Here is a 10,954-nt window from a genome sequence, read left to right as displayed (position 1 = left end):
GAAAATCCTCAAGCCCCCGCATTTATCCGTGGGGTCAATCTAAAATCTAAAATCTAAAATCTAAAATCGATTGACCGTGCACGGGGGAATCGCCCCACCGCGATATTGCTGAGCAGAATTGTCTGCGGCTGTTGTTGAGCCTGGGAATTGATGGATTTCAGCAGTGGTATGGGGGCGACGGTTGGGTCCAGTCTCGGTTGGAGGGAGTGTCGCTGCTAGCGCTGAATTTGGAGCAAACCGCTAGTTTACTGCGTTTGTGCGGGTTTTTGGCGGGTAAGCAGAAAGACTCAGAGTGATGTGAAGGTCGATCGCACTTATTGTCTCTCAAAGTCTCCTTCTTCACGTTTACCGATTTTGCCTGTTAAGGTGTAGTGCATCGCCTTAAGTTTTACCTCATCTTTACTCCCTAACTCTTTCAATTTCCTTAACTAACTCGCACCTAAATTTGCTCAAACTATCGACCTAACTTTGGCAACATATATATTAATAATTCGTAAGTAGCTAGGTCTAGAGGAATACAAATCTCGACAAATCTAATTATATCTGAAGATAGAAGAACGCCAAATTAAACACAGCTAATGTATAAAACTATGAGGGAGAAAAAACTACTTAAAAATTGATTATTAATGTAAGAAATTTTTAAGTAGAACTTAAGATAAAAAAAAGGAAATTTATGGTACTGAGTATTATTGTTCACGGTGGAGCAAAAACCATCACAGAAGACAAGGTTGCAGCCAACAATGCAGGCTGTACCGCAGCAGCAGAAGCTGGTTGGGCAGTTCTCGCAAGCGGGGGTACCGCAGCAGAAGCTGTTGAGGCAGCTATCCGGGTTCTGGAAGCTGACCAGACATTTAACGCAGGCTTTGGATCGGTTCTCAACAGTAAGGGAGAAGTAGAGCTAGACGCAGGGATCATGGAAGGCGGTTCCTTAGCTTGGGGAGCGATCGCAAATGTTCAAGGCGTGTGCCATCCCATCTCCGTGGCGCGAAAGATTATGGATAAAAAACCCATGTTCTTAGTAGCGGATCGCGCAGAACATTTTGCGGCAGAAATTGGAGCCGAGATGTGTACAAAAAAAGACTTAATCGCGGATGAGCAACAGGAAGAGTGGGAGGAGGAAAAAGAAGTTATTGACCGCCCCAATACCGTTGGTTGTGTAGCTTTGGATAGTAATGGCACCTTAGTTGCCGGTACCTCAACTGGGGGCACTATGAATAAGCCCGCCGGTCGCGTCGGCGACAGCGCCATTATCGGCTCAGGCTTGTTTGCTGACAGTCAACAGGGCGGTTGCTCGACCACAGGCGATGGCGAGTCGATTATACCCGTAGTTCTGGCTAAGACGGCGATCGACATTCTAGCGTCCGGCAAGCACCCAGACCAAGCAGCGCAGATGGCAATTGAGACTCTGGCATCTAAGGTAGCAGGAGAAGCTGGGTGCGTCATCATTGACCCTCAAGGGCGGGTTGGCTGGGCGCATAACTCAACCGACATGGCTTGTGCTTATAGAACCTCAGGAATGGACAAGGTGGCTGTGTTCACTAAGAAAAAACAACTCGTCTATCGTTGAAATTATTGAGGTTGCATTCTCTCTAGTTGGATAGAGTTAAAATTCCGCAGCTAATATCTTGTTTCCTAGGTATTAAGTAGCTGGACATCAATAAACAATTTTTCAATTTGTAGGGCGGGCATAGCCCACCCTACTTTTAATTATGTCGAGCTACTTAGCGGCCGGCAAAACAGTTCAATTCAAACTCGACTTGGATGTATCTATGAACTCAACATACGACTTTCCTTACTTTCAGGGTAATTCTCTTTCCGATTTGTTTGCTCCAGACATCACAGATGCACGTTATGCGTTCATCCTAAATTACCCTGCAACTGCCAGTTGGGCTGCTTACCCCAACAGGCAAAAATACTTTATTCAAGACGGCAGCAGTGAAGCCACCAAAACTTCTTTCGACAAGATTGGTCAGAAGGAACCTTGGAAAAATCTGGCTGTGTTAGGCGATGCCATCCCTGGGATTGCGATCAATCAGCCGCCGAAATCGCTGATAGACTATTGGCGGGAGCATTTTGGCTTCAGCTACAGCAGTATGGAGATGATAGACTGCTCAACTTATCTCGAAGATCTCAGCCGAAGCGATCGCTTTGACAAACTCCTGAGTCTATTTCCCTTCGACAATCTCAAACCTGAAAAACACGCCGTCCATCCCGACATCCACTACCACTTGCTCAGCAAAGCAACGCTAGCAGAATTAGGCGTACAATGTCCGAAATACGAAACCTACAATCTGCACGAAGTCAATCTCGAAAACATTCAGTTACCAGAGCAATTCCCCTACTTGATTAAAACATCCCACGGACTTTCTGGAGAAGGCACTTATATTATCAAAAGCGCCAGCGATTTGAATTATTGCTTGCAGGAAGTGAGGAAATATCTCGATATTAAGTTGCTGGATACGATTATTGTATCGGAATTCGTCAAGAATGAAGTGCAGAACTTTTGCGTGCAGTTCTATGTAAGCAAAACGGGAAATATCAGGCTCATCGGTACTACTAGCCAACTTGTCACCCCTGAGGGCAGCTATTTAGGGGGACTGATTCACTACCGCGAAACCGACATGAGTAGGTTTTTTGAGATGATTGCCGCTATTGGTAAATATGCTCACCAACAGGGTTATTTCGGCGTTATTGGCTTCGACGTGCTGGAAGACTCTGAGGGACAGTTGTATGCCATAGATGCCAATTTCCGAGTTAATGGCTCGACTCCGCTTTGTGTGCAGCGCCATACCTTACTGGGGCTGGGAAAGGAGGTGGCTAAATATTCCAGTGACTGGCGAATGGATGGAACTTTGGAATCCATTCTTGTCACACTGAAACCCGAACTCGATCGCAAGGACTTGATAATCTTGTCAGCTTTAGAGAAGGTTAAATACGGGAAAATCTACACTGAAATTTACGGGATAGTTGCGGGTGAGGATATGAAGGAAATGCACCACATTGAGGAGAATTTGCACAGTAAGGGATTGCAGCAAATGGGTTAATATCTACTCTACCGATTGCAGCGGTTATATCAATCATTAGTCATTAGTCATTAGTTATTAGTCATTAGTTATTAGTCATTAGTCAGCAGTCATTAGTCATTAGTCATTAGTCAACCGTCAACCGTCAACAGTCAACAGTCAACCGTCAACAATGACAGACGGTGCAGCCGGAATCGATATTATGCGGTTTTCCCCCTCATCTGGCGCGCACCACCAACACCGAACAAGGAGCCTCAGCCACAACCTCCGCACTCACCGAACCCTCCAAAATCCGCTTTAAACCAGTCAAACCCCGACAGCCGATCGCAATTAAATCGGCTTTATAAATATTAGCCAAACGCAAAATTTCCTCTGCTGGATCCCCGGACACAATTTCTAAATCGCTCTGGCAAGGCAACTTTTCCTGATAAGATTGCAGTAACTTCTCCACTTCTCGGTAAGCAATCTCATCTCCCTGAGGGTGAGGTCGATCGACAACCGCGTCAAAATCCGACCTACCAGAACTGACAACATGAACTAGAATCACCTTTGCCGCCGGTTCTAGCTGAAATTGTCCTACAACTTCCAATACCTGAGTCGCTAACTCTGAATTGTCGATCGCTACCAAAACAGTATTTAATACCATGCCCCTTTAAATCTCCGATACTAGACTTTAAATTTCTCGTTGATTGTCGCCTACTTTCCACAATTTCGCGCTTTCCACCCACATCATCATTACCTAGGCAGAAAGCCGGTTTCCTAACATACAGCAGATTCCATGTATATATCATACACTGTATTGAGTACATCAACGAAAAAAATGAAACCTTATTCGATCGAGTAGCGTGAGAAAATAGTTAAAGTTCATGAACAAGGTGATACCTCAATTAGAAAAGTAGCCACCTGATTTGATGTGAGTAAAGGGTTTGTTCAAAAAATTTTAAAACAAAAACAAACGACTGGTCGTGTTCAACCCAGAAAACAAGGTGTCAGCCCCAAAAGTGTGTTAAACTCGCGCCGGACTGAATTGATCTCGACGGTATAAAAACAATGGAGAGCATCGTTGTCAGAATATTGTGAATATTGGCTTATGAACTACAAGGAAGCTATTAGCCCTAGCATGATGTGTCGTGAACTAAAAAAACAAAATTTAACGCGAAAAAAAAGACCATACGCAGTAGTCAGTCTGCCACTGAAAGAGTGCAAATTCATATGTGTGAATATTGGGAAAAAGTGAAAAAACTTGACCCTGACAACCTGGTTTTTTTGGATAAAATGGGCGTTTTATTGGAGTTAACACTCACCCATGCACGTTCAATATGTGGTAGTAGGGTCTACGATTTAAAACCATTTAATCGCGGCGCCAAAGTCACAGTTGTCGGAGCAATTAGCTTAAAAAAAGTAGTAGGATTAATGACACTAAATGGGTCAATTGATGGCAGAGCTTTTAAAGTCTTTATTGAACATTTTTTAGCGCCAAACTTATGGGAAGGTGCAGTAGTTGTTATGGATAATCTACCCGCTCACAAGTTGGGGACTATTGAACCATTGATACAAGCCGCTGGTGCTAGTTTACTGAACTTATCACGCTATTCTCCTGACTTTAATCCTATAAAATTATAATGGTCGCAACTCAAATCTTTTTTACGTCAGTTCTCACCAAGCACCACCAAGATGGTTGACATTTTGCTGGCTACGGCCCTTGACTTGGTCAATCCTAAGCACTTCAAAAACTGGTTTACAAGCTGCTGCTACGGTAGTTCATAAAACTGGAATATGCTGTATATTCAACTAGAAACAAGAGTCTTGAATCTGAAGTAATGGTTTATTAGGCTGCGATTTAACGGGATTTGAACAAATTTCAAGCTCAAACAGAGCATCGAACCTGCTATGTGGGTGGCAAATACGTCACCATTATCTAGGGCTTGCTGAATAAGCAATCGCTTTCCCAAGACCAAGAGCGATCGATAAAAAGTGGGTACAGTCTGCTCTACGCTCGCATTCTGGGCCAATCTGTAAATGATAGCGCGAGCGCACAAAAATATCAGAAAATTAAGTTCTTGCCTGATGGATCTCTTGAGCAGCCCTCAATCCAGATTCTAATGCGCCCTGCATCCATCCCCTCGTAGTAGAAGTGTGTTCTCCAGCAAAATAGACTTTACCTTCCGACTTTCCAAGTTCATCAAACAACCTTTTTTCTTGATCTTCAGTCGGGTATGCCCAACCTGACCTCGACCAAGGGTCTTTAGCCCAAGAATAACTGGTCGTCTTGCCCTGATAAGCACTTATACCAGGGAGAATCTTTTCCCATCGCTGTAGTAATTGAGGGAATTGTTGGTCTGGGGCGAGGGCATCCATAGCGAGGGCATTTTCCCCTTTCAGATAAGCGTGCAAAATGCCTGTTTTTCCAGAAGCATCCCAAGTGGGGTGCCACAGTTCTTCAGGACGATCGTCAAATAACCCCCAACCATTCAATCCTTTTTTTTCCCAGAATCTTTCGGAGAATTCAACAAACATTCGTGTCGCTGCGCGATAGTTATAACCCCCAGCGATAGCAAGCTGTTTTTGAGGTGATAGTGGAGGCTGAAAATTGATCTGTCCCAAGACTGGCAAGGGAACAGTACATACTACGCAGTCTCCAGTGTATTGCTGTCCTGATTGGCACAAGACTTGAACCCCTGAAGAAGTTTGTTCAATGCGAGTAACCGCAGATCCTAGATAAATTTTATCAACTAGAGCGGTAGCAAATGCTTGTGGCAATCGATCTGAACCTTGAGCAATTTTAGCAACCTTTGATATTTTTTCTCCCGGTATAAATACAGATAAATTAGTAGGAATCAGAAGACGTCGCCCCTTGATCGCAGCAATGTAAAACCCCTTTGGTGGTAAAAAACTCTTGAGAGTCAAACCAAAATGTTGAGCATAGTCAAGTGTTAAATTGTGATTAGACGGAATTCTAGCTGCTCCCACTTCTATGAAATGATTCTCACTAAATTTGCCTCTCAAGGTCAAAACTCTCCCTCCTACTCGCTCGCGGGCTTCTAAAACTGTTACTGTATGACCTACTGCTGCTAACTCGTAAGCGGCAACCAAACCAGACAACCCCGCTCCGACGACGACGATCGCTTTCTGAGAGGATAGTCCTTTCTCTAATGCTCTTGAAGTTCGGGAGTTTTGGGCTTTAAGTTGAGCATAGGCTATTGCCGCACCAAACGTTACAGCGCTACTTAATAGAAATTGACGGCGATTTAGTTTAAACATAGCGGTCTAGCCAATAATTACAGTAATATTAAAAGTTTTGGATAATTTAGGAAAAAAGGGGAATATGAAGCAATTATGAAACAAGCGGAAGAGTTTAAAAAATTAGATGAGCAATATGAAGTAAAGTCAAATTCCCTGTGAGGAACACCCTCCTTAGTTGCAGTTCGCTACAACTAATGACTAATACAGCGTATTCCAGGTTCATAAAGTAGTAGGGACAAGGCAATGCCATGTTCCTACGGGGATGCATGGATCGGGGATGTACTTCCCAAACATGAAATCTGCTGTAATTGCGTCATTTAAGCAAGATACTTGAAGAAACCGGGTTTCTTAAGCCCGGAGTGCGTCAGTAGGTAGGTGGAAATAAACTTTGCCGCTTGTCACAGAATGTAAAGCTAGGATAATCGCCAGCGAATTGCTTCGTTTCACTGCGTTTCACTGGCTTTTGACTAATTATGTATTTTCCCACTCATCTACTTAAATCTCGATCGCCAATCTCAAATCTACCATCTAAAACTCACCCTTTCCCTCATTTTCAGTCCGCAGCCGCACCGAATCAGCGTGAGAAGGAAGCCCCTCAGCTTCGGCCAAAACATTAATCGCCCTACTCACCTTCTTAAGTGCAGCAGGCGAATATTGAATCAAACTCGAATGCTTCATAAAAGTCTCGACACCCAGGGGCGACGCATAGCGAGCAGCCCCAGAAGTCGGCAAAGTGTGATTCGGGCCAGCCAAATAATCGCCCACAGCTTCCGGCGTCGAGCAGCCCAAGAAAATCGCCCCAGCGTGGCGAATTTGGTCGAGCAAAGCCCAGGGATCTGCAACTTGCAATTCCAAGTGTTCCGGGGCAAACTCGTTAGAGAGTTCCGCCGCGGCTTTGAGCGAGTCAACTACTACGACTAAACCATAGTTGGCGATCGCCTTTTCTGTTAAAGTTCGGCGCGGGTGATTTGCCAACTGTCTGTCCACCTCAGCCACCACTTTCCTCGCCAGCACCGAATCCGCCGTCAGCAAAATTGCCGACGCCATCGAATCATGTTCAGCTTGAGCCAACATATCCGCCGCCACGTGCACAGAATTTGCCGAGCCGTCTGCTATGATCAGGACCTCGGACGGGCCAGCCAGAGAATCGATCCCCACAGTCCCGTAAACCAGTTTTTTAGCCAGGGTGACGTAAATATTCCCCGGCCCAGTAATTAAATCCACCTTCGGAATAGTTTCCGTACCGTAGGCTAAAGCTGCGATCGCCTGCGCCCCGCCTACCCGATAAATCTCATCAACTCCCGCTTCCTGAGCCGCTACGAGCACCGCAGGATTCATTTTCTTCTCCTGTCCGGGGGGAGTACACATCACCAGTCTCAGAACCTTGGCGACCTTCGCTGGCACCGCATTCATGATCACCGAGCTTGGATAGGACGCCTGACCGCCAGGAATGTAAATTCCCGCTCGATCGACCGGGGTGTAGCGTTTGCCCAAAACAATCTCGTCATCACCAAACTGCACCCAAGACTTCGGGACGCGCTGTCGGTGAAACGCCTCTACCTGTTTGCAAGCTAAGCGGATTGCATTTAATAATTCTTTCGACACCTGCTGGTAAGCAGCATCCAATTCGGCGCCGCTGACCCGTAATTCTTCCACATTTAGGGTCATGCGGTCAAATTCAGCAGTGTAGTGCAGCACAGCCTGATCGCCTCTGCGCCTTATAGCTTGCAGCACCTCCCGGACGGTGGCTTCTTTGTGAACGACAAGTTCGTCATGGGTGCGATCGCAGATTCGTCGCAGTTCAGCTTGTGCCTCAACCCACTGAGTAATGATTCGCAGCATGGAGATTAGGAATGCCGTCTATAATTCACTAACATTTGCTTGACTATTGGGGATTTTTGTGGCTATCTCCTGCTGAAGTAGACCACCAGTCCACAAGCTTAAACCGCGAGACTCGCGGCCTTTTCAAAGGCTTCAGTGCAGCGTTTAAATCTCTGTCGAGGATTTTGCCACACTGAGGACAAGTCACAACCTTTCTGAGGAATTGTGCACCAGAGAGCCGGGTGCTGCGGGAGAGGGTTCGATACCAGACGGGGAGAGTGTCCGAGCCAGAGTGTGTGTGAGGGGGAGAGTGTGCAAGCGGGAGAATGTTGATTCTGCCTTCTACCTTCTACCTTCTACTCCGGCTACCTTCTACCTTCTACCTTCTGCCTTCTGCCTTCTGCCTGCGGTAAGTGCTTCTTGCTGAAGCCCCAATAACCCGTACTCTTTGTTATAGCTTAACTTGGATTTTTCAGGGAATCACATTCTTTGCAGAATAGATGCTATATTAGTTTTTCCAACACCTGATAATTTTTTTATAAAAACGCCAAATTATTGTATACTGGAAAGTTGGGCGCCAGAAACCGTGACTTTAACTGGTGACGGTGGAAACCACGCAAGAGGCATCCGTAACATCCGTGTCATACCTTTGGGTATCGTCAGGGGCAAAAAATGGGCCGTTAAATAAGTCAATAAAAAATTATTGCGCGGGCGATCGCCAAAAAATAGCCACAGACTCAGATTGAACTGAGCGAGTGGAGAGTGGCTGTCTGACTCAGCCTTTTAAAATCAAGCTTTTTGCGGCTCGGTCCCGAAAAGGTTGTCCTTCAAAATCCCCGTGTCTTGAGACTGTCTTGAGACTAGGGTGTATCAATGAATACCTACTTCCAGCAACTGAACTATGGCAAATATTAAGTCCGCCGTCAAACGAGTCAAAATCGCCGAACGTAACCGCTTGTACAACAAATCTTACAAGTCAGCGGTCAAAACTTTGATGAAGAAATATTTTGCGGCCGTTGACAAATACGCCGCAGCTCCGAGCCCTGAATTAATGCAAGAAGTCCAGCAGCGAATGTCTGAGGTCTACAGCAAAATCGACAAAGCTGTCAAAAAAGGTGTACTCCACCGCAACAACGGCGCTCGCAAAAAGTCCCGCTTGGCAAGAACTCTCAAGCCACACGAAGTATCATCATCATCGGTAGCATCTTAAGACAGTAAGACAGAAGGAAGAAAGGCAACGGATTGTGTACGGGATGGGACGGATTTAAGGGAAGGATGTTGAGGGAAGAAGTCAAGCGTGAAGTTCGGAAACGGATTGTGTACGGGATTTAACGGAGGGATACTGAGGGAAAAAGGAAGAGGAAAGATTTTTCCCCCTCGAACCCTCCCCCCTCTCCCACTCTCCCACTTGCTCCCAGTCTCCCAGTCTCCTAGTCTCGCTTTTTCGACCCCTGATACCTCACCGACAGGGATTCTCCCGTATCACCTCTAATCTGCTTCCCCCATGCAGCTCATCGACACTCACGTTCATATCAACTTTGAGACCTACAAATCTGAGTTAGAAGCCATTCGAGAACGCTGGCGCGAAGCTGGTGTAGTTCGGCTGGTTCATTCTTGTGTAGAGCCAGAAGAGTTTGCCGGCATTCAAGCAATCGCCAATCAGTTCGCAGAAGTCTCCTTTGCGGTGGGACTCCACCCCTTAGATGCCGACAAGTGGAAAGATGAGACTGCGATCCTGATTAGGGAATTAGCGAATTCGGACTCTAGGGTAGTGGCGATCGGCGAAACCGGACTGGACTTTTATAAAGCTGACGATCGAGAACACCAGTTTAAAGTGTTTGAGGCACAGCTTGAAATCGCCCAGCAACTTGACAAACCAGTCATTATCCACTGTCGCGACGCCGCCGCCCCAATGGCCCAAATGCTGAGGAACTTTTGGCAAACACGCGGGCCAGTGCGCGGGGTCATGCACTGCTGGGGAGGCACGCCCGAAGAAACCCAGTGGTTTTTAGACCTAGGTTTCTACATCAGTTTTAGCGGAACAGTCACCTTTAAAAAAGCCTTGCAAATACAAGAATCAGCTTGTATGGTAAATAGCGATCGCATCCTAGTCGAGACAGATTGCCCTTTTCTCGCCCCCGTACCCCAGCGCGGAAAACGCAACGAACCAGCCTACGTCTACTACGTAGCCGAGCAAGTTGCTAAATTGAGAGGAGTTTCTCTCTTAACTTTGTCCCAGCAGACAACCGAAAATGCCTGTCAGCTATTCGGCTTTTCTGTTTAGCTTATTCAGAACAGAGAAACGAGGAAAACAGGTCGATTTAGGGACAAGCGATAGGGACAATCCCATTTATATCCTGGCCCAAAAACCGGATTCATCCTTTATTTGAGATTCTTTTGGCGTTGCCTGCTGCGATCGGATTTGCGTCCTATAATAAAAAGAACCGACCGATCGGGCGTTGGCTTAGTATCCGCGACTGCGATGTCGCCCGCTTGAGGCCAACACAACGCGAGTACGCTAACCTTCGGGATCGCCAAAAACTTCACGCAATACCTCAAACTTACACATTAGAAGAAACTTGGAACCTCAGCAATTTGGCAATAGCTGTCAAGTCAATTTTAGGAGTCAAAAGTGTAGGGGATTTATCCTGGAACACCACGAGATCGGAGCTAAAAGCATCTCGATCGAAACCAAAATCCGCACAAAAATACTGCGAGCAACCCGCAAAAATAACCGTTGTAGCAGTTGGTAGACGATCGAAAACATCATATAAATTCTCTCACACAATCCATCAAAAAAACGCAACAAGGTAAAAAAGCCCTGCCTTGGCGCCATGTAAAAAGCTAGAGCCACTGCGGAAAAAGGA

Annotated in this window: 9 protein-coding genes and 1 pseudogene; 7 read left to right on the top strand and 3 right to left on the bottom strand. The window is 46.0% G+C overall.

Translation table 11 applies throughout. The features are described from left to right. Positions 1 to 101: 101 nt before the first annotated feature. The 3 genes and pseudogenes from QUB61_RS03985 to QUB61_RS03975 all read left to right on the top strand — a co-directional run. Positions 102 to 296 (top strand): annotated as a pseudogene (locus tag QUB61_RS03985) (hypothetical protein); the annotation flags it as partial. A 377-nt stretch (positions 297 to 673) separates the two neighbouring features. Further along, entirely contained in the window at positions 674 to 1,567 is an 894-nt protein-coding gene (locus QUB61_RS03980; RefSeq protein ID WP_333123922.1) for an isoaspartyl peptidase/L-asparaginase family protein, read from the top strand. A gap of 142 nt (positions 1,568 to 1,709) precedes the next feature. Continuing rightward, positions 1,710 to 3,044 carry a carbamoylphosphate synthase large subunit gene (locus tag QUB61_RS03975; protein ID WP_333189824.1) on the top strand — a complete coding sequence of 445 codons (1,335 nt, stop codon included), beginning with the start codon at positions 1,710 to 1,712 and terminating at the stop codon, positions 3,042 to 3,044. Positions 3,045 to 3,240: 196 nt separating this feature from the next. On the opposite strand, the gene QUB61_RS03970 is transcribed toward QUB61_RS03975, so the two are convergent. Then, positions 3,241 to 3,669, bottom strand: a complete 429-nt coding sequence (locus QUB61_RS03970) for a universal stress protein (protein ID WP_333123916.1) — start codon at positions 3,667 to 3,669, stop codon at positions 3,241 to 3,243. 566 nt (positions 3,670 to 4,235) lie between these two features. On the opposite strand from QUB61_RS03970, the gene QUB61_RS03965 reads away from it, so the two are divergent. Then, on the top strand, positions 4,236 to 4,646 hold the full coding sequence (locus tag QUB61_RS03965; protein ID WP_333123914.1) for a transposase: 411 nt from the start codon (positions 4,236 to 4,238) through the stop codon (positions 4,644 to 4,646). Positions 4,647 to 5,075: 429 nt separating this feature from the next. Here QUB61_RS03965 and QUB61_RS03960 read toward each other — a convergent pair whose 3' ends face one another. Together QUB61_RS03960 and hisD are read right to left on the bottom strand one after the other, a co-directional pair. Further along, positions 5,076 to 6,284, bottom strand: coding sequence for a flavin monoamine oxidase family protein (locus tag QUB61_RS03960; RefSeq protein WP_333123911.1), 1,209 nt, complete (start codon positions 6,282 to 6,284; stop codon positions 5,076 to 5,078). A gap of 510 nt (positions 6,285 to 6,794) precedes the next feature. Continuing rightward, positions 6,795 to 8,108 carry a histidinol dehydrogenase gene (hisD, locus tag QUB61_RS03955; RefSeq protein ID WP_333123909.1) on the bottom strand — a complete coding sequence of 438 codons (1,314 nt, stop codon included), beginning with the start codon at positions 8,106 to 8,108 and terminating at the stop codon, positions 6,795 to 6,797. Between the two features lie 880 nt (positions 8,109 to 8,988). On the opposite strand from hisD, the gene rpsT reads away from it, so the two are divergent. The 3 genes from rpsT to QUB61_RS03940 all read left to right on the top strand — a co-directional run bounded on the left by rpsT (position 8,989) and on the right by QUB61_RS03940 (position 10,901). Next, a complete protein-coding gene (rpsT, locus tag QUB61_RS03950; RefSeq protein ID WP_333123906.1) occupies positions 8,989 to 9,297 on the top strand; it encodes a 30S ribosomal protein S20 in 309 nt (102 codons plus the stop codon). A 294-nt stretch (positions 9,298 to 9,591) separates the two neighbouring features. Then, positions 9,592 to 10,371 (top strand): TatD family hydrolase, encoded by a 780-nt coding sequence (locus QUB61_RS03945; protein WP_333123904.1) that lies wholly within the window; start codon positions 9,592 to 9,594, stop codon positions 10,369 to 10,371. Between the two features lie 113 nt (positions 10,372 to 10,484). Continuing rightward, positions 10,485 to 10,901 carry a hypothetical protein gene (locus tag QUB61_RS03940; protein WP_333123901.1) on the top strand — a complete coding sequence of 139 codons (417 nt, stop codon included), beginning with the start codon at positions 10,485 to 10,487 and terminating at the stop codon, positions 10,899 to 10,901. Positions 10,902 to 10,954 lie beyond the last annotated feature (53 nt).

Source organism: Microcoleus sp. C2D2 (assembly GCF_036702495.1).
Lineage (GTDB): Bacteria > Cyanobacteriota > Cyanobacteriia > Cyanobacteriales > Microcoleaceae > Microcoleus.
The sequence above is the reverse complement of the archived record's forward strand: the minus strand, read 5'-3'. Positions and strand labels throughout refer to the sequence as shown.

Coding starts and splice junctions, on each gene's coding strand:
- QUB61_RS03960 (WP_333123911.1), bottom strand. CDS start 6,284: ATGTTTAAACTAAATCGCCGTCAATTTCTATTAAGTAGCGCTGTAACG.
- QUB61_RS03975 (WP_333189824.1), top strand. CDS start 1,710: ATGTCGAGCTACTTAGCGGCCGGCAAAACAGTTCAATTCAAACTCGAC.
- rpsT (WP_333123906.1), top strand. CDS start 8,989: ATGGCAAATATTAAGTCCGCCGTCAAACGAGTCAAAATCGCCGAACGT.
- QUB61_RS03980 (WP_333123922.1), top strand. CDS start 674: ATGGTACTGAGTATTATTGTTCACGGTGGAGCAAAAACCATCACAGAA.
- QUB61_RS03965 (WP_333123914.1), top strand. CDS start 4,236: ATGTGTGAATATTGGGAAAAAGTGAAAAAACTTGACCCTGACAACCTG.
- hisD (WP_333123909.1), bottom strand. CDS start 8,108: ATGCTGCGAATCATTACTCAGTGGGTTGAGGCACAAGCTGAACTGCGA.
- QUB61_RS03945 (WP_333123904.1), top strand. CDS start 9,592: ATGCAGCTCATCGACACTCACGTTCATATCAACTTTGAGACCTACAAA.
- QUB61_RS03970 (WP_333123916.1), bottom strand. CDS start 3,669: ATGGTATTAAATACTGTTTTGGTAGCGATCGACAATTCAGAGTTAGCG.